This window comes from Bacillus sp. RIT 809, from assembly GCF_016892495.1.
In the GTDB taxonomy this organism is placed as follows: Bacteria; Bacillota; Bacilli; order Bacillales; family Bacillaceae_G; genus Bacillus_A; species Bacillus_A cereus_U.
This window is the reverse complement of the sequence record NZ_JAFEMR010000026.1, coordinates 1-22,564: the sequence shown is the minus strand read 5'-3', so window position 1 is coordinate 22,564 and position 22,564 is coordinate 1. Positions and strand designations below refer to the sequence as shown.

Sequence of the window (22,564 nt, the reverse complement as noted above, 5' to 3'; positions counted from 1 at the left end):
TGAAAGGGATGAAGAGTATGTCACAGCTCAACTTTGAAGACAATTTGTTAACAAAAGTAGCTTGGTACTATTATAAAGATCAATTAACCCAGCAAGAAATTGCTTCACTTCTTCACATTTCAAGAAATAAAGTCGTTCGGTTGTTAGATAAAGCACGGACGGAAGGTGTCGTCACATTTCACGTAAAAGGTACTGGTTTGCACTGTTTAAGCATCGAACGTGACCTTATGAAAAAATTCCATCTAAAAGATGCTTTCGTTATTCCAACGCCAACTGAGGATTATGCATTTTCACTCGGAAAAGCTGCCGCACAATATTTAGAAACTCATCTGCAACAAGGAGATTTACTTGGGATTGGCTGGGGAGAGACGATAAGTAAAATGCTAGAAAACATTCATTTTGATAGCTCTATGAATCTTTCAATCGTTACTCTTACAGGAGGCGTAAATCACTATATTCCAAGAAATCAAAGCTATTTAAACTACATGCAAGGTGACCTCCATATTATTCCTACCCCTTTTCTTACATCTACAAACGAAATGACGCAAATTATTCTATCCGAACCAAGCGTGAAAGATATGCTTCACGTCGCTTCACTCGCTCATACAGCAGTAGTTGGCATTGGAAGCTTATCTCAAGACGCCACAATTGTGAAAGAAGAAAAACTAACGCTACGTGAAATGACTTATATACGTAGTCAAAACGGGGCCGGAGATATTTTAGGGCAATTTTATAATACTAACGGAAAACAATTAGAACTTCCTCATCATAATCGTCTTATCGGCACACCACTCTCTGTTCTTCAAAATATGAAACATGTCGTTGGTGTAGCTGGCGGTACGGAAAAGATAGATGCAATTTACGGCGCCTTAAAAGGAAAGTTCATTCATACATTAATTACGGATGAAGAAACTGCCCTCTCCTTATTAAGAAAGGAAGGTGACTCTTAATGTCTACTCTATTAGCTTACGACGCTGGTACAGGGAGCATTCGAGCAGTTCTTTTTGATTTAAACGGTAATCAACTTGCCGTTAGTCAAAAAGAGTGGGTTCATAAATCAGATAGTCGTTACCCTGGTTCTATGAATTTTGATGTAACAGAAAACTGGCAGCTCGTTCAAAAATGTACGAAAGAGGTTCTTCAAAAAAGTAATACGTCCCCCTCTTCTATTAAAGGTATTAGTGCAACGAGTATGCGTGAAGGCTTTGTTTTATACGATAAAAACGGGCAAGAAATATGGGCTTGTGCAAATGTTGATGGCCGCGCATCAGCGGAAGTTAGTGAGCTAAAACAAATTCGTTCCGAAATTGAAGAAGATTTATATAAAAAATCCGGTCAAACTTTTTCGTTAGGTGCTTTACCTCGCTTACTTTGGATTAAAAAACATGAACCAGACGTGTACAAAAACATTCATTCCTTTACGATGTTAAACGATTGGATTTTATATAAATTGTGCGGCGCACTGCAAATTGATTCTTCAAATGGATGTACGTCCGGTATATTTGATTTACAAAATAGAGCTTGGGATAACTGGGTTGCTGAGCAATGCGGTCTTACTCTAGCCTTTTCTCCAAAAGTAAATGAAGCTGGGACAGTTATCGGGAATATCACAAAACGAAGTGCTGAATTAACAGGATTACATGAAGGAACACCAGTCGTTGCTGGCGGCGGAGATGCACAAATGGCATCGCTCGGAACTGGAGTTGTAAAGCCTGAACAAACATTTATATGCGGGGGCAGTTTTTGGCAACAAGAAGTAAATATAACAAAACCAGAAACTGATCCAAATGCGGCGATTCGTGTAAATTGCCACGTCATCCCTAACCTATGGCAATACGAAACAATCGCTTTCTTCCCTGGCCTTGTTATGAGATGGTTTCGAGATGCTTTTTGCCAAGAAGAAAAAAGGCTCGCTGAAAAACTCGGTGTAGATGCTTATGAATTACTAGAAGAACAAGCAAAAGAAGTACCTGTAGGTTCACATGGCATAATCCCCACTTTTTCAAATGTAATGAATTATATTTCTTGGCGACATGCTGCACCATCCTTTTTAAATTTAAGTTTAGATGCTGAAAAATGCGGTAAGAAAGAAATGTTCCGCGCAATTGAAGAGAATGCCGCCTTCGTTACACTCGGCAACTTGAAATTAATAGAAGCTCTCACAGGTAATTTCCCTTCTGAAGTAACCTTTGCTGGCGGCGCTGCTAAAGGTAAACTTTGGCCACAAATACTAGCAGATGTCCTCGGAATCCCTGTTAAAGTACCCGTTGTAAAAGAAGCCGCTGCTTTAGGTACGGCAATTGCCGCTGGAGTTGGCGTAGGCATTTTTGAATCGATGGAAGAAACTGCCGAACAATTTGTACAGTGGGAAAACACATTTAAGCCAAACGCTGAAAATCATGAGCTTTATAAAGGATTCTATGAAACATGGAAAACAGTGTATGCTAGCCAACTTTCTTTAGCTGATAAAGGCCTCACATCACATATGTGGATTGCCCCAGGTGCGCTGTAACACATTACATAAAGGAGTGATTTCTATGCTTAAAGTGAATGAGGATGATTTCACCTATCGCTTCGGTGATAACGGGCCTAAATATTTAATACAAGGTCCAAATATCGATCTTGGCCTAGTCGTTATTCAGCCTGGGCAAGAGTTTCAAAATCACTATCATACAACGTGCGAAGAAGTCTTCTATGCGTTAGAAGGCGAAATAGATTTCTATGTGAATAACGAGAGAGTTCCGATCAAACAAGGTGATGTCTTGCAAGTTCGACCTCATGAATCTCATTATCTTATTAACCATTCCGATAAGCCTTTTAAAGCTGTTTTTATAAAGTCACCACATTTACCAAATAAAGATACTGTACAAACTGAAAATCCAACATTAACGAAGGAGTGATTCCTAATGACTTGGGGATTTAAAAATCGATTAAATACAATTTTACCTGACGGCAGAGCAGTTATGTTAGCGATAGATCACGGCTACTTTTTAGGACCGATTCACGGACTTGAACAACCGTTAGAAACAGTTAAAAACTTGCTTCCATATACAGACTCCCTCTTTTTAACACGAGGTGTACTCAGCTCCTGTATACCTGAAAACTGCAGCACACCGATGGTTATGCGTGTATCAGGCGGGGCAACTGTAGTCGGCAAAGATTTAGCGAATGAAACAATTGTTACACCTGTGAAAGAAGCAGTAAAACAAAACGCAATTGGCGTCGGCGTTTCTGTCTTTGTCGGATCAGACTATGAAACACAAACTGTTTCAAATCTCGCAAATGTAGTATCTGAAGCTCACGATTACGGCCTGCCAGTACTCGGTATTACCGCCGTTGCGAAAGAATTACAAAAACGTGAAGCTCGCTTTCTAGCACTCGCCTCCCGCGTATGTGTTGAAATGGGAGCTGACATTATTAAAACATATTACTGCGAAGGATTCGAAAAAATCACAAGCACATGCCCTGCCCCAGTCGTAATCGCGGGCGGCCCAAAACTAGATTCAATTGAAGACGCATTAAACATTACGTACAATGCGCTGCAAGAAGGCGCAATCGGAGTAGACATGGGCCGAAACATATGGCAATCCGAACATCCAGCTGCGATGATTCAAGCAATTCATGGCATTGTGAAAAATAGATTGAATGTGAAAGAGGCGCTGGAACTATATAATGATGTGAAAAATTAATGTGAAAATGACAGACTATATATTATAACCGGTTCGGTTCAGGGGTGTAAAACTTGTTTTGACACTCAAAATACACAAAGAAAAGGATGGCAAGTGCCATCCTTTTTGACATACATTGAACTTTTATTGTTTTCAAGTTACCTTCTTCGACTAACGAGCCAGAAATTTTAATCAACCTTTAACTTTATAGCTTTTGTAGCAATAAAAGCTTTAATATGCTTATCTAATATCCTTGTTCCACCAAAATCATCCTCATAAAAACCCATTATAACAAAACCAGCTTCAATTTGACCTTGGATTTGATCTTCTAGAGTATGTGCGTATTCTATTGTTTGATTTGAATTAATGTAATCTTGAACTTCATCCTCTGGTAAATAATCCAATGTTGATGAAGGTATTGAATGTTTAACATCCAAAATACCTTTTTGTTCTTGATTGTCATCAAAAATCCATAGTAAAGGATTTGTAAATCCAGAAATAAGAATACCTTTATTCTTTAAAACCCTTGAAATCTCATTCCATACAAGATGAACATCTTTTACAAACAAATTAGAAACAGGATTTACGACAATATCAAAATATCCATCTTCAAAATCACTAAGGTCTGACATATCTCCTTGTACTGTTTTTAAAGTTAATCCATCCCGTTCCGCTACCTTTTCATCTTGTTCCAATTGCTTCTTAGATATATCAGTAACTGTTACATCTGCTCCAGCAGCAGCCAGCACTGGTGCTTGTTGCCCTCCACCTGATGCTAAACAAAGTATCTTTAATCCCTCTAATGACTTTGGAAACCAATCTCTAGGAACTGATTTTTCTGTGGTGACTGTGATTTCCCATTCACCTGATTTACTTTTTTCAATAACCTCACTACTTACAGGTTGAGTGTATCTCGAACCTTCTTCAACCTTCTTATCCCATGCATTACTGTTTTGTTGTGTAGTATCCATTATAATGATTCCTCCTAACTATCTAGTTGCATTTTAATTGTGACATTATTAACTATTTACACCCTTTTTCTATTAACCTGCCGATAGTTAATAAATGGTTTTCTATATTTATTTTAACACATAAACACCCTATTTTTCGCAATATTTCAATTAATTGATAATACATACGATTGTTGGTCAGAAGGTAGTGTCGGCACAGATGGACATATGAGTCACTATTTTGTTGTATCTCCTGCCCTTCTTGATAATCTATCTGGAATAAGTTTATGATTCAAAGACCGAATTATTCCATTAACAAAAGATCAAGCTGTGCTTGAATTTGAAATTCGATTAGATTAATAAATAAACTGTCCCATAAGTCGAATTTCTGACTAAGTGACGCTTCTATTTTGCTTTCGTGTTCCATTATAAAAGTGTGTTAAATGGAAATAAGCCCCTTTCTAAACTTGATAAGGGGCTACATATACACCTTCAAACAATTACTCTTGATGAATGCTATTTAGTTTTGAAACTTTCTTACCATCTCTATAATCAAGGCAAGAAACTTCAATTAATAGGCCATTAAATACTGAAAAATAGAAACCATAACTACTACCTCTCATCGAATAAGGTTCCTTGTCTATTTCAATGCCGCCGGCTACTAAACGATTATATGCTTGATCAACTTCACTTGAAGTTTCCACTAAAAAACCAATATGAAAAGCTTCCGGATATGTAACGTCGTTTTTCCCCTTGAATGCTTTTGGATCACTTAATACAAGTATAAATCCACTCTCATCACTCATCACTACAAGAGCCTTTCCCTTTTGTTCCAAAAATTGAAAATCAAAAAATGTTTCAAAGAAATGTCTAGCTTCTGATAAATCATCAACACATAGGTTTAAATGATTCAACTTCATTCACTCATCTCCTTTTATACAGAAATTATATAGACTCATATTGATAACACTTAAATGTTTAAAGAAAGGTATTCAAGTGTTCAGTCTAAGACTATTTTTTAATAGTCTAATACTTTTCCCTATAGTCTAGAACGTTTTTTAAAATGCAACATTTAGAATACAGTTAATGAAATTATATGAACAATTCGACATGGAATATCGATTTACCTATAAAAGTTGACAATTATTATGGTCATACTATCTATTCTCCAAATTGAGTAAAACCCACTCAATCAAGAAAACTGCTGAAGAAACCCGCTCTGTCGTATCCCCTAAAAACACTTTATTAATCAACTCATCAAAATTACTTGGTCTATTAGATAGCGTCTGCATATACTTCAAAACAGATCCCGCTGGAGGTGCTGGATTATTATTAATAGCCCATATTCCTTCTATAATGGTCCAAGTTGATGTATGAATTATGTAGGAAGCTTTTAGCTCATCATTTACTTTCAATGCAGATTGAATTTTTATTAGTGAACTATTTAACCAATGTGAAATGCCTTCTACTTTATCGCTAGAAACACGGTAGTTTTCAAATTCATATTTAGCTATTTCCTTTAACTTTTTCAATTCACCGCTTTTATCAAACAAAATTTCCCCTTCTAAAAAAGAGTATACTTCCATCGGATTGTTTTTGAAGTTTAATTGTATTTGATTAAAATCAGCATACTTGTATTCGACTAAAATACCTTTTCTTGTTTCAGAATGAAATTCCTTCTTTTGTCCGCCCTCTAAAAGTATATAAAAGTCCAAATCGAATTCAAGATATGCATCGCCTCTTGCGACAGATCCGATAAGCATTAATCCACTTACTTTATGCATTGATAGGCATTCATTTAAGATTGTTTGTACTAATATTTTATGTCGTTCATGAATAATAGATAATTGGGCTTCTAACATTTGTAACCTCCAAGCATTTTATTACGGGAGTTATTCGTTGCTTTATCATATTTTAATTCTGTTATACCTTTAGCCCACTTCCTACTTATTCAACAATTGTCAGTTCATATACAATTTCGTCTTCACTACTTTTTGTTTTATCTTGAATCGTTACAATATCTCCAGCTTTTATTTTCGAAGCATTCACCACTTTTACCATCTCTGGTGGAACATACCCTCCATTGTTCTCTTTATTTAGTGGAAACCACTTTACTGACTTATTAGTTGCTTCTAAAATTTTATATTTAATTGTACCATCATACTTTATTTCACCTGCAAGATCTTTTACTAATGTAGGTGTATACTTATCCCCTTCTTTTTCCAAAGAGATATGATCACCTATATCTAGGCTACCGTTTCTTATAGGTGCCTTCCATTTTGTTGGGTTTAAATTACTTAAACTTACTTTCACGCTACCTTCTTTATTTGAGCTAGAATCTTTTAGAGATATTTCATAATGATTCATATCAATAATTATATAATCTTTCTGCTCTTCTACTTTTATACTGTTTTCACGTTTTTCTGCATGTTTAGATGCTTCTTCTTTCACATTATTATCACTACACGCTGATAATAATGTAGTTGCTAAAGCAGCCATCAATAACATTTTTTTCACTTTATTTACCTCCATTTATAACTAAAAAAATAAACATATCTAACATCCATATTTTACTATAAATCAAAAAGAGAGGATATCTGTTTTATTAAAAAACAAATATCCTCTCTTTTTGATTATATATTACGACTTCTGATAAGCCGATTTCGATGATTTCACATAATAAACCCCGTGCTCAACCTTAATGATATGATCTGGTTTTGGCTTACCGCGGCCCGCTCTATGTCCAGCTAAGTGCTCTTCACTCGTTTCCCAGTTCTTCCATGCTTCTTCCGATTCCCAGCGAATCATAACTACTACTTCTTCATCTCCGCGTCTCACTTTTTTCACGAGAACACTTAAGTCGATGAAGCCTTCAAATTTTTCAATAATGCCTTCTCCTGTAAAACGCTCTACAACTATATCTGATGTACCTTCTTTTACTGTAAATGTCTTCGTTTCGATAAACATATATTCCACTCCCTCTTTGTAATACGAATACTAGTATTCTTCTATTATAATTGATTATGATAATTATTTTCAATTATAAAGTTTCAAATCTTTAGAATTATGCTGACTTCTCCTCAATCGCCTCATCTAAAAATTTGAAATACGGAAGCAATATTCCTATTAAAGAAGTGACACATATAATCGAGCCAATGATAAAGTATAGTACTCTCACTCCCCACATTTCACTCAGTATTCCCCCTAATAACACACCTAATGGCATTGCCGATCGTATGAAAAATAATCGCACTGAAAATACTTTTCCTATCATATTATTTGGGACAGTTTGTTGGCATATCGTCGTATTATGAACATTGAAAAATGAAATACAAATACCTGCAATTACTTCAATAATTACCGCAATTATAATACTGTGATTGAACCCTAAAGAAATGTATGTAAGGCCACCTATAAACAATCCTCCAAGCATAAGTATTCGCCGGCTTTTATATGTTACTTTTCCGACTAATATTGATCCAACTACATAGCCAAGTGGGAAACCTGCCATGAAGTAACCGTACTCCGCATATCCCGCTGACAGCTCATCTTTTATATAAGGTAGGTTTGTAACCATCGTTACCCCAACTCCAAATTGAACGAAAGTAAGAAATATACCGAGCCAAACGATTATTGGTTTTGTGAAAAAGTATGTAAAACCATGAAGAAACTGTTCTAGCCACGTTTTTCTCAATTCTTGTTTTACTCTTTTTTCTTTTATGAAAAGTAACAATCCTCCACTAATGAATAGACAAACACATACGAACAACATTGTTAATTCGATTCCAATAAATTTAATGACGATACCACCTATTACTGGCGCGAGAAACATCATAAGACGAGTCATTCCATCAATATACGCATTCGCGTCTTGAAGCTGCTCTTTATTCACAACAGTTGGTGTAATCGCTTGGCTCGCAGGGGTATAAAGAGGCGTAATGAGACCAACTATAATTTGGACAACGTAAATGTGCCAAACTTCTATACTGCTAGTAACTAGCATCACCAAAGGCAGTAAGAAAACAGATGCCCGCATCCATTGCGAAAAAATCATAATCCACTTTCGGCTCCATTTATCAATAAATGGGCCACTTATAAGTTGCAGTATGAGAGAAGGAATTAGATATAGTAACCACATACTGCTTAATGCTGTTTTCGATCCTGTTAACTCATATACAAGAATTGAATTACATAACGTCCCGAAAGCCCCGCCTAATTCTGAAATTGCACTACCAATCCACATATAAAAGAATGAACGGTTTTTCAATACACTTTTCACTATAGCTCACCAACTTTTCTATTAAATTCCTCCCTTTATGTACATTCTCGTTGTATATTATCTATTCAAAAATGCATCTAATTCTTTCGCTAAAGACTGCACTGCTTTCTTTCTCAATACATATTTTCCGTCTTGAATATCTACTAACTTTGCTGAACGTAACAATTTCAAATGATGATGTACTGTCGATTTTCCTAGTTGTAATCTTTCCGTTATTTCTTGCAGCGTACGCTCTTGTTCAAATAGTAGTTTTACAATACGAAGCCTTGCCTCGTCCCCGAGCGCCTTATGTTTATGAACTAAAAAATAACTCGGCTCATACGGATCTTCTGGATGTATACTTTCATTTGCGACTGGATAATGAAACACTTTCGTATCTTCAATATCAGCTTCTATATTCCACGGTCTGTATGTAATTTGCGGGATAAGAAGTACGTGATGAACACTTGGCTCTGGCATATATGTAACGCCACCTGTTGCCCACTCTACAAACTCTTCCGGTTGCATCTTTTTATTCATTTCATTTTTCGCTTCATAATCTCGCTTTAATATAGAGAGCAGTTGCTCCTCTTCTTTCTTAATAACACCCTCATACCATCCTGTCATAACATTAATTAAATGCCTCTTTAATAACTGGACGTCTACATTACATATAAACTCAATATACGTAGAGAAAAACTGATGTTCATACGTTAACTCCATTAATTCTTGTACCGCTGAAATTTCTCCGCTAGATGCTAAACGTCTTTTTTCTTGATGTATTTCTCCTAGAAACGGTAAGCACACATATTTAAAATCTACTTCCGATAACGAATTGATATTATGAACAAACTGAGATAAATCCATAAAATCTCCATCATACAGTAACTGTAGCAATGCTTTCCACGTATTATGCTTCTCGACAAATTGCAAATGCTCTATCATTTCATGAGGTAAAGATTTTCTAATTTCTTCCCATTCGCTTTGAGATTTTTCAAGCGTGTCGATTAACCTCTTATGCGTAATTGCCGCAATGCCAAGTGCACATTCGAAAAGTATCGAATACTTCATTTGAACGTTGTACGTTTCCCTCTTTCTACTCGTCACGTGAAAGACTTCCATTTTATCCCCACCTTATTTGCTATGTATTGAATTCTATATTTATCGAATTATACCTTCTAAATTTTTAGAATTTTAAAACTTTCTAAAACTTTATATTGCTACAAATTTTTAAATTTAAGCTATAGTTAATTTTCTTGTTCAACTATGAGGCAGGTTTATTGAAGAGAAAGGAGAATTTATTGCATTTAAAAAATGATTTAGAAAGCATAAGTTTATTTCTACAATTACTACAACGACGCCATATTATTCTTTTAGAAACTTCCAAACATCAATCAGATGATAAGTAGGTCCGTTTTTACCTACTTTCTCTAACACTTATTGTTGGTCTATCTCATAGTTAAGGAGGCTATACGAATGGGTAAAAAAGAAATGTTGCAAAATGGAGTCAAGCAAGTTTTTTACGAAGAAGAATGGTACCCACCGATATCAGAAGCGTTAAAGAATCTTACCGCTGCCCAAGCATGTTGGCACCCAGAAGGAAAGGCCAGTAATACGATTTGGGAAAATGCAAACCATTTACTAATCTTTAAAGAGCGCTTACTTTCCCGCTTACATCAAGATGACACATTTGTTGCTCCACAAAATAATGATGACACGTTTGTCCAAGGTGGACCTAATGATGATGAAGCGTGGCAACAAACAGTGAAGCGAACGCTTCAAGTACATGATGCCTTGCAATCTTCATTAACATCCCTTCAAGAAGCAGAACTGGATCAACCAAGTCCGTCTCTACCAGTTTGGCAACAATATCTGAATATCCTTTTGCACGATGCTTATCATACAGGACAAATTATACAACTTCGTAAACTCCAAGGTTCATGGCCATCGCATCGTTCATATTTATAAACAATGATTAAAGATGATAGACCAGCATATGATTCTATATTTAGCAGAATAAGTACAAAAAAAGGCAAATGAGATTCTAACTCTCATTTACCTTTTTTGCATGTTGGAGAAACGTCCTACATAGATAAAATAAAACTTTAATCAGTGGGATTTTGTCCATCCCCCACTGATTATCAACCAAAACCAATCGGACATTTCTGGGCCATTATCTCCCACCTCACTTCCTCGCATTCGCCGAGTTTTAAGGTAGGAGTCTTACCGCCCATTAATACGGGATAAAAATTCATTCACACTTATTAATTCATCTGCGCATCGTTTAATAGCCCAATTATTTCACTCAACATTTCTTCTGTAAAAGCACCTGCGCTAAAGTTCACTAATGCTCGTAATGGCATATAGTTTAGCATAGCATCCATCATTTCAGAGGCATCACTATCCCCTTCAGTCATACTACCAAACGGACTGTCTTTTAATGCTTTTTCCATAAGCCCTTTTGCTATTGGTGCTAAAATTGGATCCGTAAATATGTCCCCAAGTAACGTATTACGATGCACTGGTTTTTGAATTATAGTCGTTGATTGAACATACATGCTATCCTGTAAAACGATCTCTTTTGAAGACTTTCCTACTAAAATTTCAAATTCACCTGTTTCAACATGCCAGTCCTTTAATTCAACATTATAATAAGCAAATGATCTTTTATTTAAAGTAAAGCTAACCGTTTTTTCTTCTCCCGGCTGCAATTCTACTTTTTCAAATCCTTTTAGCTCTTTTTCAGGACGAGTCATACTGCTTTCAACATCTTTTATATAAAGCTGAACAATTTCTTTCCCTGCTCTACTACCAGTATTTTTCACGTTCACACTGATAGAAACAGTGTCCGTATCCGTTATCTCTTTCTTATTTATTGAAAGATTACTATACTCAAAATTTGTATAGCTTAAACCAAAACCAAATGGGAACAACGGTTCAATATTTTTCGCATCGTAATAACGGTATCCGACGAACACACCTTCTTTGTATTCTACTTTGTCACCTTCACCAGGGAAGTTTAAGTAAGAAGGATTATCGCTTAACACTTTCGGGAATGTTTCCGCTAATTTCCCGCTTGGATTCGCATCACCAAATAATAAATCAGCAATCGCTCCGCCTAATGCTTGTCCACCTAAATAGCCTTCAAGTATTCCTTTTACTTTACCTATCCATGGCATTTCAATTGGAGCACCGTTACTTAAAACTACAACGATATTACTTTGAACTTCAGCAATAGCCTCAATTAATTGCACGTGATTTTCTGGCATCTGTAAATGTTTTCGATCAAAGCCTTCAGATTCATAACGATCTGGAAGTCCAACGAAAAGGACCGCTGTATCTGCTCGCTCTGCTATTTTTTTCGCTTCATTAACCATGCTTTCATTTACATCATCACTGGCAATGTCATAGCCTTGGGCAAATAATATGTTCGTTTTTTCACCTGATACAGTTTCAATTTCTTCAAGAATACTTTCAAGATTTGTTGGATTAATATGAGAGCTTCCGCCGCCTTGAAAACGTGGTTGCTTTGCAAATCCTCCAATTACTGCTACCGTTCCCTCTTTTTTCAGCGGAAGAATTGCATCTTCATTTTGTAACATAACCATACTTTCACTTGCAACTTCTCTTGCAAGCTGATGATGCGCATCCTTACTATACACAGCGTTTTCTAATTGGTTATCATAAGCTTTAAAAATAATGTCAAGAAGACGCTCTGCTGCTTGATCAAGTTTTTCTACAGATAGCTCACCACAGTTAACTGCATCAACAATTTTCTTCTCACCAATTCCAAAGCTTGAAGGCATTTCTAACTCCAAGCCGTTCGCTAAACTTGCAACACGCTCATTTACCGCACCCCAATCAGAAACGACAAAACCTTCAAATCCCCATTCATCTTTTAAAATATCATTTAATAAATAGTTATTTTCCGAAGCGTATTCGCCATTTACCTTGTTGTAAGCGCTCATTACTGTCCAAGGCTGTGCTTCCTTAATGACATCTTCAAAGCTAGCAAGATAAATTTCACGCAATGTTCTTTCATCGACAATTGCATCTACAGACATTCTGCGATGCTCCTGATTATTAGCAGCGAAATGTTTTAATGACGTTCCAACCCCTTGACTTTGTACGCCTTTAACATGGTTTGCAGCCATTTGTGATGATAAATATGGATCCTCTGAAAAATATTCAAAGTTTCTTCCGCATAACGGCGAACGTTTTATGTTTGCACCTGGTCCAAGGAGAACACCTACATTTTCAGCCTGACATTCTTCTCCTAATGCAACTCCTACTTGTTTTATTAATTCTTTATTCCATGTACTCGCTAATCCTACTGCTGAAGGGAAACAAGTCGCTGGAATACTGTTATAAATCCCTAAGTGATCTGCTCCCTCTGCCTGTTTTCTAAGCCCGTGTGGTCCATCAGTTACCATAATTGAAGGAATTTCTAATCGCTCAATCCCTTTTGTATTCCAAAAGTCTAATCCAGAACATAGGCTTGCCTTTTCTTCTAATGTCATTTGTGAAATGATTTTCTTAATATCTCTTTTCATGATAGCCCTCCTAAAAAATAATTAAGTAAACGCTTTCTTAATGTTATTATAGTTATTATTTTTTAGATATTATGGTATATTTTTTAGAATACTTGTAAAAATTTTAGCTGATTTTTAAAGAATAGAGGTTACAATAATGAGTTGCTCCAAACTAGAGGATTTATATTATATTTGTAAACTAATCTTTGACGTACATAAAACACCTATCTATTTTCTTAATAACAAAGGAGATTTAGTATTTGAAATCTCGTCCAATATTCAGCATAACCCTATGTATTCTTCAAAAGAGGCGATACTTAATGAACTATTTAAGGAACAGCCCCCCTTTACTTTTCCGTCATTAGAAGAGACAGCCTTTCTTGAAAATTTTTTCGCAATTAATCTGCGTTTGAACGACCAAATTAGTGGGAATATCATTGTTGGACCCGTCCTTTATTCCAGGCTATCAGAAACATCAATTAAAGGTATCGTTAATGATCTTCAACTAAAAATAGACAAAGAAGAAATGATTCGATATTATCGTTCTCTACCCGTATTAAATAATTTGAGTTTTTTAAATATAAGTTTAGTGCTTTATTACATGCTGTATCAAAAACAGTTGAACATAGCAGATGTTCTGCAAAAAAACATGCTTGTAAAAAAGGTGGAATTTAAAATTGAACAGCCCGAAATACATATATCGGAGCAACGACAAAGTACATTAACTCATATCGATCCACTAGCTGAGAGGAAAATATTTGAGTGTATTAAGCAAGGGAAAAAGGAGGATTTAATTAAAAATCTAAGGAGATTACCTGAATCAGGAGAGCTTGGGGTGTTATCAAAGACAAGTCACCTGCGAAGCCAAAAAAATTCTGCCATTGCAGCTATTACACTTGCAACTAGATCTGCTATAGAAGGAGGACTTTTCCCTGAAATCGCATATACTCTTAGTGATTTATTTATACAAAAACTCGAAGAAATACATAAAAATGAAGCCATTTCCCCTTTTTTGGAGAATGCTTTACTTGAGTTTGCAGAACGTGTCAAAAATGGGACTATAAAAAAACATTCCAAACCTATAAACGAATGCCAAAATTATATATTTACTCATCTTTATGGTGATATTACGCTAACTATCCTTGCAGAAATAGTCACATTAAACCCTAGTTATCTATCTTCCCTTTTCAAAAAAGAAGTTGGAATTTCTCTAAATGAATATATTCAGCGTGCCAAAGTAGATGAGTCAAAAAAGTTAATGACTTATACGAGACATTCTATATCCGAAATTTCTACATTATTAAATTTTCACGACCAAAGTCATTTTACAAAGATCTTTAAAAAACATACTGGTATTTCACCTAAACAATTTAAAAATGGATGCAGCTATTAATTGTCCTTCGTTCTACCAATAGATTTATTTTGTTGCTTTACATTATTAATAAATATCCTTTATACAGCGAAAAAACATTAATTTTTAGTACATAAATTGAAATAGATTGATCCCAACATAATTTACATTCTTCATAACTTCTGATCATAATCCAAATTTGGAAGAATAGAGGCTTTTTTATATACAAATAATAAGCCTCAAGGAGTTGTTGACATGCATTTCATATTAAATATGTTAGGGATTTTTGTTGTAATATTAATCGTTTTTCTATGTTCGCCTAATAAAAAACAAATAAAATGGAGACCAATCGTTATTCTAATAATATTGGAGCTTTTTATTACGTGGTTTATGTTAGGCACCAAATTGGGCAGTATTATCATTAATAAAATTGCGTCATTTTTCAGTTGGCTACTTTCATGTGCGAATGAAGGTATTCGATTTGCATTTCCTTCAGCTATGGAAAATCAAACAGTTGATTTCTTCTTTAGCGCCTTACTTCCTATCATTTTTGTTATCACTTTTTTTGATATCCTTTCTTATTTTGGAGTCTTAACTTGGATTATTGATAAAGTAGGTGCAATTATTTCAAAGATTTCTCGTTTACCAAAGTTAGAAAGCTTCTTTTCCATTCAAATGATGTTTTTAGGAAATACGGAAGCACTTGCAGTTGTTCGTGATCAATTATCTGTGTTAAAAGAAAATCGTTTATTGACTTTTGGAATTATGAGTATGAGTAGTGTCAGCGGATCCATTCTTGGTGCTTATCTATCAATGGTTCCAGCAACATATATTTTCAGCGCTATTCCTTTAAACTGTATTAACGCATTAATTTTAGCCAATGTTTTAAATCCTATTGAAGTTACTAAAGAAGAAGATGTTATTTATAAACCTTCAAAAAATGAAAAAAAAGATTTCTTTTCTACTATTTCTAACAGTATGTTAGTCGGAATGAATATGGTTATCGTTATTTTAGCTATGGTAATTGGATATGTAGCTTTAACAGCATGTTTAAATGGTATTTTAAGCTTTTTTATAACAGGTTTAACAATTCAAAAAATCTTCTCGATTATCTTTAGTCCCTTTGCTTTTTTACTCGGTTTAACAGGCAAAGATGCTATGTATGTAGCTGAATTAATGGGGATAAAAATCACAACGAATGAATTTGTTGCAATGATGGATTTAAAATCAAACTTAAAGTCTTTACAACCGCATACGATTGCGGTTGCAACAACATTTCTAGCTTCTTTTGCAAACTTTAGTACAGTAGGTATGATTTATGGAACTTACAATTCATTATTTGGCGGGGAAAAATCATCCATAATCGGTAAGAATGTTTGGAAGCTTCTTGTTAGCGGAATGGCTGTTTCCTTATTAAGTGCTATGCTTGTGGGGCTTTTTGTGTGGTAAATGAATAACTGTAATAAGATGAAGACACTTAAACTGAATTGGGTGTCTTCATCTTATTACTTGTTCTTTTATAATTTTTATCTTCGAATTTGTCCATTTCCACGAATCACATATTTTGTGGAAGTCAATGCAGGTAGCCCCATTGGTCCCCTTACGTGTAGTTTTTGCGTACTGATGCCAATTTCTGCGCCGAAGCCGAATTCAGATCCATCTGTAAAACGAGTCGATGCATTATGGTAGAGTGCTGCGGCATCAACAGATGTGAAAAACTTGCTGACATTTTCCTCGTTCTCTGTAATAATCGCTTCGGAATGCATGGATCCATACGTATTTATATGATGAATCGCTTCTTCTACAGTGGAAACCACTTTAACTGCCAGCGTGAGAGATAAAAATTCCGTTTCCCAGTCTTCTTCCGAAGCTAATGCAATAGAAGAATCAATTGCCAATGCTTTATTATCACCACGTAGCTCCACGCCTCTTTCTTTCAAGGAAGAAAATAGCTCGCTACCAAATTGCTGCGCCCAATTCTCATGAAGTATAATCGTTTCAATTGCATTACATACAGATGGACGCTGCGTTTTTGCGTTTATAATAATATCAAATGCCATTTGTTTATCCGCTGTTTCATCAATGAAAATATGACAATTTCCCGCACCTGTTTCAAGTACTGGAACAGATGCTTCTCTCACTACAGTATCTATTAACTGCTTCCCGCCTCTTGGGATAAGAACATCCAAGTACTCATTCAATGTAAACAACTGCTTTGCACTATCGCGCGTTGTATCTTCTATGAGCTGTACACTTTCTGAAGACAAGCTTGTTTGTTTGAGCGCCCGGTGAATCACGCTAACGATGGCTTTGTTAGAATGAATAGCAGAAGAACTACCACGTAGTATTACTGCGTTTCCTGTTTTTAAGCAAATTGTAGCAGCATCCACTGTTACATTCGGCCTTGCCTCGTAAATCATCCCGACAACACCAAGTGGTACGCGCATCTCCTGAATAGATAATCCATTTGGTCGTTCCCATGCACTTACGCATTCTCCAACAGGATCACGTAAATCAATTAGTTGCTTAATACCTTCAGTCATATCAATGATACGCTGTTCATTCAGCATAAGACGATCAAGAAGAGAGTCAGAAAATCCTTTTGCCTTACCTTCTTCGATATCCTGTTTGTTTTCCTCTAAAATATAAGCTGTTTCTACTATCAGCTGATCAGCAATCGCAGCAAGTGCTTCGTTTTTTTGATCTGTAGATTTAAGCACAAGTTCTCTAGCAACCTGTTTCGCTTTTTTCCCCTTTGCCAACACTTCATTCATTTTTATTTCCTCCTTTTTTAAGGTTAATCAGTATAAAATCCGAGATCTTTTTAACGCTAGTAATGCACTATCGAATTAGAACGGTCTCTATTCTTAAAATGAAACCCAATGATCTCTATGGATGACTTCATAGCTATGCCTTTCGCCTCTTGCTTGAATATCTTGGCTTTGCATACCTTTTAGATCCCTTAGTTCCTCTGCACTGTATCTGCATTGTCCTTTTCCTATTACGCGCCCTTGTTGTGTGATTACCTCCACAACTTCGCCGACTTTGAAAAATCCTGACACATTAGTAACACCAGCAGGAAGAAGACTCTTTCCATGTTGAATGATGGCAGTGGCTGCCCCGGCATCTACTTCAATTTGTCCGCTAACAAGCGAATGTAGTGCGATCCATTGCTTGTTCATCTTAATCACTTTTTGAGGAGCATTCCCTATATATGTTCCATCACCTTTGCCCTTCATAACATCTAAAAACTTCTCCTGTCCACATCCCGTTCCGATAAATACACTCACTCCAAGAGATAGTGCCGTCTTTGCAGCATCGATTTTTGATTTCATACCGCCAGTCCCAAGTTTTGAGCCAGCATCTCCTGCAAGAGAAGCAATTTCTTCCGTTACCTCAGGAAGGAAATGATATTTTTTCGCATCCGCATTTTTCTGAGGATTTTTGTCATATAAACCGTTCACATCGGTAAAAATCATGAGCATATCTGCCGAAACAAGTCCGCTTACTAAAGCTGACAGCATATCATTATCACCGAACGTCAGCTCTTCTAAAGAAATGGAATCATTTTCATTGATTATAGGAAGAGCTGAACGGTTTAGTAGCTCTCCTAAAGTAGCGTAAGCGTTACTGTATTGTTCTTTTCTAGAAAAATCATTTCTCGTTAGTAAAAGTTGTGCAGTAACAATACCATATTTACGGAATTCCTCCGTGTATGCCTGCATTAATAAACTTTGTCCGACAGCGGCAGCAGCCTGTTTCCCTTTAATTGTCACAGGTCTGCTAGGATACCCTAGAGCAGAAAAACCTGCAGCGACCGCCCCAGATGTAATCAACAAAACTTCATGTCCTTCCTCTTTCAATCGTGCCAATGCAGCAATGTGATCTGAAAGCTGTTCTTTACAGATGCCTCCATGACTCGCTGCCAAGGAACTACTCCCAATCTTTACAACAATTCTTTGCTTTCTCACTTTTTTATCCCCCAAGTCTAAAATCAAAGTTTTTCATAAATTACACTTCTATCCATACAGTGTGCATCGATTTCTATCCTCATCAATGCTGCATCTATAGTATTAAAGGGCAAAATAAAAATGACCGCTTCGCCCTTAATAAAATAAAAAGGACGAAACGGTCATTGTTCCGCGGTACCACCTTAATTGATATACATAGATATCCACTTGGCGCCTATAACGCAGGCGTACGCCTAAACTTTCATTTAAGACTCAGGGATAGGTTCGATACATTCTATACGAGGAATCTTTCAGCCGGTGAATTCCACTCTCTTTCGCAAGAAGACATATGTACTATTTCCCTTCAACGATTTTCAATTTAATTTTTTATATTATGCTATATAGTTCCTTTTTGTGTCAAGAGGTATTTTGCAAAATGAATATGATGACAAGTTTCTTGTATGAGATTACGGACATACCGGATGATAGTGAAAATTGATATAACTATACTCATATTCATAAACATAAAATCTTTTAAAAAATCTCTCCTGTCATTCATGCGATTAATAACATATATTGTTCTCCATACCAAGGTATATAAAGTGAAACTTTAATCAGTGGGGGTTTTGTTCATCCCCCACTGATTATTAGCCCTCACCAATCGGGCGTTTACGGGCAGTTGATCTCCCACCTGAATTTTGAGGTGGTAGTTTTACTGCCCACAAATAGCAGGATAACATAAAATCTTTAAATATAATGCGTGTACTTACATAATGTCGAATATAATTTTTTTTATATTTTGTATTGCAAAAAGGCACACACTCTCTTAAAATGTTTCTTTATATTGCATGGAGATATAATCATTATTTCAGAATAACAATATCAGACCGATATAATTTATGATAAAAGGAGCCAGATTGAGTTATTATGAACAAACAAATTGGATTCATCGGATGCGGAAATATGGGGATGGCTATAATTGGCGGAATGCTAAACAAAAATATAGTGTCTTCAAATAAAATCATTTGTTCAGATTTAAACACTACGAATTTAAAAAATGCCAGTGAAAAATACGGGCTAACTACAACTACTGACAACAATGAAGTAGCTAAAAATGCTGATATTTTAATTTTATCAATTAAACCAGACCTATACGCATCAATAATTAACGAAATAAAAGAAGTGATAAAAAACGATGTTATCGTCGTAACGATCGCTGCAGGAAAAAGCATTAAAAGTACTGAGAATGCCTTTGATAAAAAATTAAAGGTTGTAAGAGTAATGCCTAATACACCTGCTCTTGTTGGAGAAGGAATGTCTGCGCTATGCCCTAATGAAATGGTGACAGAAAAAGATTTAGAAGATGTACTAAACATTTTCAATAGTTTTGGTCAAACAGAGATCGTAAGTGAAAAATTAATGGATGTTGTAACATCTGTAAGTGGTTCTTCGCCAGCATATGTATATATGCTTATAGAAGCGATGGCAGATGCAGCTGTATTAGATGGTATGCCAAGAAATCAAGCATATAAATTCGCAGCTCAAGCTGTGTTAGGCTCTGCAAAAATGGTGCTAGAAACAGGAATACATCCAGGTGAATTGAAAGATATGGTTTGTTCCCCTGGCGGAACAACTATAGAAGCTGTAGCAATATTAGAGGAAAAAGGCTTACGAACAGCAATCATTTCAGCTATGCAGCGTTGTACGCAAAAGTCTGTTGAACTATCTAGGCAAACTAAAGAGTAAAAACTGTAAAAGAGATCACTTTAGCTGAATACACATATCTTTAAATAGTTTTAGACTATATGCACATTTCATTTACATACTCCTCCTTTTTCACCAGTAACTGAACGGACAAATTCAAGGATAATTGAGTTTGTCCGTTTTGTATTTTGTTATTCTAAAATAATTAATCTGTTCTTATTATCATTTATTTCATGGCGTAATACCCTTTTATTATTAAGGTAACATCATTTTCATATGTATTTGCTGCAGATTGTATTAAGTTTTAAATCATACGTTTCTTGTAAGACATGATGCATACCAGATGAAATATACTCAGAGACTAAGCATAATATCTATTGAAAAAAGTAATATCAATCGCCTCAAATTGTTAACATAATATTTTTATCGTCTTCTTATATTAATACCTACTATTTCCTAATCCACCTCCATTACAATTTGAATCATTTAAGTTTGCTGTTTATCCGGCATTTACCATTTAAACAAAAACTCCCCTTAAATCGAAAATGATTAAGGGGAGTCAGTTATATGTGGTGAAGTTATAGTTCTGATTTTACTGGAATAGAAACATTGTTTTTCACTAAATTTTTAACGTCTTTAAAGCTAACAAAATTGTTACTTTGTTCATCCCATAGACGGAAACGAATTGAACGCAAACTTGTAGCAAGAGTAATCGTTGGTACATTTTTTAAAGGAAGCGTATTATTGTGTGCCTCTTCTAGTTTATAGTTAGGTACTCTTGGACTTAAATGGTGAACATGATGAAATCCAATATTACCAGTTAGAAATTGCAGGATTTTGGGAAGTTTATAAAATGAACTTCCTTCTACTGCCGCTTTCACATATTCCCACTCTTTATCTTCTTCAAAATAAGAATCCTCGAATGTGTGCTGTACGTAAAACAGCCAAATACCTATTGAACCTGCTATTAAGAATATGGAACCATGTACTAAAAGAAACGATTGCCATCCAATTGCCCAGCAAAGTAATCCTACTAAAGCAACAATTAAAACATTCGTCAAATAGGTGTTCATGCGTTCCTTCTTTCTAGCACCTTTTCGGTTAAATCTATTTTTAAGTAGGAAAACATAAATCGGACCTAATCCAAACATAACGAATGGATTGCGATATAAACGATATGCTAAACGGAGTCTAAATGGCGCTGCCAAATATTCATTCACTGTAAGGGTCCAAATATCTCCTGTACCTCGCTTATCCAAATTACCACTTGTAGCGTGATGAACGGAATGCTCATGCCCCCATTGATCAAACGGGAATAAAGTTAAAACACCCATACATGTCCCTACTATTCTATTTACACGACGACTTTTAAAAAAAGAATGATGGGTACAATCATGAAAAATAATGAAAACCCGTGTCATAAATCCAGCGGCTAACAGAGATGGAACTAATGCTAACCAATAAGAAACGGACAGGCTTTTATAAGCAAGGTACCATAAGATAATAAATGGCACTACCGTATTGATGATTTGCCAAACACTTTTTTTTGCCGTTGATTTTTCAAAAGGAGCAACTTGTTTTTTTAAATTTTTAGTATTTTGTAATGTCATTTTTTCTAATTCCTTTCCTTTATGTTGCTAATTCGTATTATAACACATTATTAGTAGTAGGTGTTATACGCAGGTATAATAAATATTTTATACTATGAAAATCTCTTTTTTCTTACTCATTCCTTACAAATTGCTTACGTCCAAAATAGCTTCTATTATAGGATAGAAGGAGCATTTGTGCCGGAAATTCCGAAGTTTTTCCCAATAAATATATTAATTAAAAAGAAACACAGAGTTTTTTTCCCTTCTGTACTGCCCCGTTTCCACAATAAGAAGTGAGCTGTCCCATAAGTCGGTGACACCGACTTTGATATGCTCCTCTTAGTTTCACCTTATTCTATCGATGAACGTAATGTTCACTTGTTGCAACTGATTTTACCGGAACTGGATCTATTTCATGAAACAAATCAAATTACATTTCAAATAAAAAACTAGTCTATTTTGAAAACTTCCTTCACTTTTATTTCACTGTTATTCTATATAAAATATAAAAATTTAATGTCCGTTTATTTAATTTTAAATCTATGATATATTCAAAATA

General features: G+C 35.5%; 19 protein-coding genes, 1 pseudogene and 1 other annotated feature. Of the genes and pseudogenes, 9 read left to right on the top strand and 11 right to left on the bottom strand.

The window, feature by feature from the left end:
• Positions 1-17 precede the first annotated feature (17 nt).
• From JTF23_RS22575 to lsrF, 4 genes are read left to right on the top strand one after another with little or no spacing between them, the layout of a single operon-like run.
• Positions 18-950, top strand: coding sequence for a sugar-binding transcriptional regulator (locus JTF23_RS22575; RefSeq protein ID WP_199692884.1), 933 nt, complete (start codon positions 18-20; stop codon positions 948-950).
• On the top strand, positions 950-2,512 hold the full coding sequence (lsrK, locus tag JTF23_RS22570) for an autoinducer-2 kinase (protein ID WP_204209792.1): 1,563 nt from the start codon (positions 950-952) through the stop codon (positions 2,510-2,512). Before JTF23_RS22575 ends, lsrK begins: the two co-directional genes overlap by 1 nt.
• A 25-nt stretch (positions 2,513-2,537) precedes the next feature.
• Positions 2,538-2,900 carry a cupin domain-containing protein gene (locus JTF23_RS22565; protein ID WP_000921867.1) on the top strand — a complete coding sequence of 121 codons (363 nt, stop codon included), beginning with the start codon at positions 2,538-2,540 and terminating at the stop codon, positions 2,898-2,900.
• A gap of 6 nt (positions 2,901-2,906) precedes the next feature.
• Complete coding sequence (gene lsrF / locus JTF23_RS22560; RefSeq protein ID WP_002084866.1) at positions 2,907-3,689, top strand: 3-hydroxy-5-phosphonooxypentane-2,4-dione thiolase; 783 nt, start codon at positions 2,907-2,909, stop codon at positions 3,687-3,689.
• A gap of 167 nt (positions 3,690-3,856) precedes the next feature.
• Here lsrF and JTF23_RS22555 read toward each other — a convergent pair whose 3' ends face one another.
• Positions 3,857-4,639 carry a class I SAM-dependent methyltransferase gene (locus JTF23_RS22555; RefSeq protein WP_204209791.1) on the bottom strand — a complete coding sequence of 261 codons (783 nt, stop codon included), beginning with the start codon at positions 4,637-4,639 and terminating at the stop codon, positions 3,857-3,859.
• Positions 4,640-4,777: 138 nt separating this feature from the next.
• Between JTF23_RS22555 and JTF23_RS27990 the strand changes: the two are divergent.
• Positions 4,778-4,978, top strand: a pseudogene (locus tag JTF23_RS27990) (hypothetical protein); the annotation flags it as partial.
• Positions 4,979-5,118: 140 nt separating this feature from the next.
• Here the strand turns inward: JTF23_RS27990 and JTF23_RS22550 are convergent.
• The 6 genes from JTF23_RS22550 to JTF23_RS22525 form a co-directional block, all read right to left on the bottom strand.
• On the bottom strand, positions 5,119-5,538 hold the full coding sequence (locus JTF23_RS22550; protein ID WP_204209790.1) for a VOC family protein: 420 nt from the start codon (positions 5,536-5,538) through the stop codon (positions 5,119-5,121).
• Positions 5,539-5,775: 237 nt separating this feature from the next.
• A complete protein-coding gene (locus tag JTF23_RS22545; protein WP_204209789.1) occupies positions 5,776-6,480 on the bottom strand; it encodes a nucleotidyltransferase domain-containing protein in 705 nt (234 codons plus the stop codon).
• A gap of 85 nt (positions 6,481-6,565) precedes the next feature.
• On the bottom strand, positions 6,566-7,150 hold the full coding sequence (locus tag JTF23_RS22540) for a hypothetical protein (protein WP_204209788.1): 585 nt from the start codon (positions 7,148-7,150) through the stop codon (positions 6,566-6,568).
• A gap of 108 nt (positions 7,151-7,258) precedes the next feature.
• Positions 7,259-7,585 (bottom strand): antibiotic biosynthesis monooxygenase family protein, encoded by a 327-nt coding sequence (locus JTF23_RS22535; RefSeq protein ID WP_204209787.1) that lies wholly within the window; start codon positions 7,583-7,585, stop codon positions 7,259-7,261.
• Positions 7,586-7,682: 97 nt separating this feature from the next.
• A complete protein-coding gene (locus tag JTF23_RS22530) occupies positions 7,683-8,897 on the bottom strand; it encodes an MFS transporter (RefSeq protein WP_204209786.1) in 1,215 nt (404 codons plus the stop codon).
• Between the two features lie 57 nt (positions 8,898-8,954).
• Positions 8,955-9,998 (bottom strand): ArsR/SmtB family transcription factor, encoded by a 1,044-nt coding sequence (locus JTF23_RS22525; RefSeq protein ID WP_204209785.1) that lies wholly within the window; start codon positions 9,996-9,998, stop codon positions 8,955-8,957.
• A 354-nt stretch (positions 9,999-10,352) separates the two neighbouring features.
• Between JTF23_RS22525 and JTF23_RS22520 the strand changes: the two genes are divergently transcribed.
• A complete protein-coding gene (locus tag JTF23_RS22520; RefSeq protein ID WP_002161370.1) occupies positions 10,353-10,844 on the top strand; it encodes a DinB family protein in 492 nt (163 codons plus the stop codon).
• A 296-nt stretch (positions 10,845-11,140) separates the two neighbouring features.
• On the opposite strand, the gene JTF23_RS22515 is transcribed toward JTF23_RS22520, so the two are convergent.
• Positions 11,141-13,429, bottom strand: a complete 2,289-nt coding sequence (locus JTF23_RS22515) for a glycoside hydrolase family 3 C-terminal domain-containing protein (RefSeq protein ID WP_204209784.1) — start codon at positions 13,427-13,429, stop codon at positions 11,141-11,143.
• 136 nt (positions 13,430-13,565) lie between these two features.
• On the opposite strand from JTF23_RS22515, the gene JTF23_RS22510 reads away from it, so the two are divergent.
• Both JTF23_RS22510 and JTF23_RS22505 read left to right on the top strand, forming a co-directional pair.
• The gene (locus JTF23_RS22510; protein WP_002161367.1) at positions 13,566-14,801 is read left to right on the top strand and encodes a helix-turn-helix domain-containing protein; all 1,236 of its coding nucleotides are present in this window, start codon (positions 13,566-13,568) and stop codon (positions 14,799-14,801) included.
• A 213-nt stretch (positions 14,802-15,014) separates the two neighbouring features.
• Positions 15,015-16,208: a nucleoside transporter C-terminal domain-containing protein gene (locus tag JTF23_RS22505; protein WP_016105199.1), complete on the top strand. Its 1,194-nt coding sequence runs from the start codon at positions 15,015-15,017 to the stop codon at positions 16,206-16,208.
• A gap of 77 nt (positions 16,209-16,285) precedes the next feature.
• Here the strand turns inward: JTF23_RS22505 and JTF23_RS22500 are convergent, their stop codons facing one another.
• Together JTF23_RS22500 and proB are read right to left on the bottom strand one after the other, a co-directional pair.
• The gene (locus tag JTF23_RS22500) at positions 16,286-17,533 is read right to left on the bottom strand and encodes a glutamate-5-semialdehyde dehydrogenase (protein ID WP_204209783.1); all 1,248 of its coding nucleotides are present in this window, start codon (positions 17,531-17,533) and stop codon (positions 16,286-16,288) included.
• Between the two features lie 93 nt (positions 17,534-17,626).
• The gene (gene proB, locus JTF23_RS22495; RefSeq protein ID WP_204209782.1) at positions 17,627-18,730 is read right to left on the bottom strand and encodes a glutamate 5-kinase; all 1,104 of its coding nucleotides are present in this window, start codon (positions 18,728-18,730) and stop codon (positions 17,627-17,629) included.
• 145 nt (positions 18,731-18,875) lie between these two features.
• Positions 18,876-19,086: a binding site (T-box leader), on the bottom strand.
• 550 nt (positions 19,087-19,636) lie between these two features.
• Here proB and proC point away from each other — a divergent pair.
• Positions 19,637-20,455 (top strand): pyrroline-5-carboxylate reductase, encoded by an 819-nt coding sequence (gene proC, locus JTF23_RS22490; RefSeq protein WP_204209780.1) that lies wholly within the window; start codon positions 19,637-19,639, stop codon positions 20,453-20,455.
• A gap of 536 nt (positions 20,456-20,991) precedes the next feature.
• Here proC and desA read toward each other — a convergent pair.
• Complete coding sequence (gene desA / locus JTF23_RS22485; protein WP_204209779.1) at positions 20,992-22,023, bottom strand: Delta(5) desaturase DesA; 1,032 nt, start codon at positions 22,021-22,023, stop codon at positions 20,992-20,994.
• Positions 22,024-22,564 lie beyond the last annotated feature (541 nt).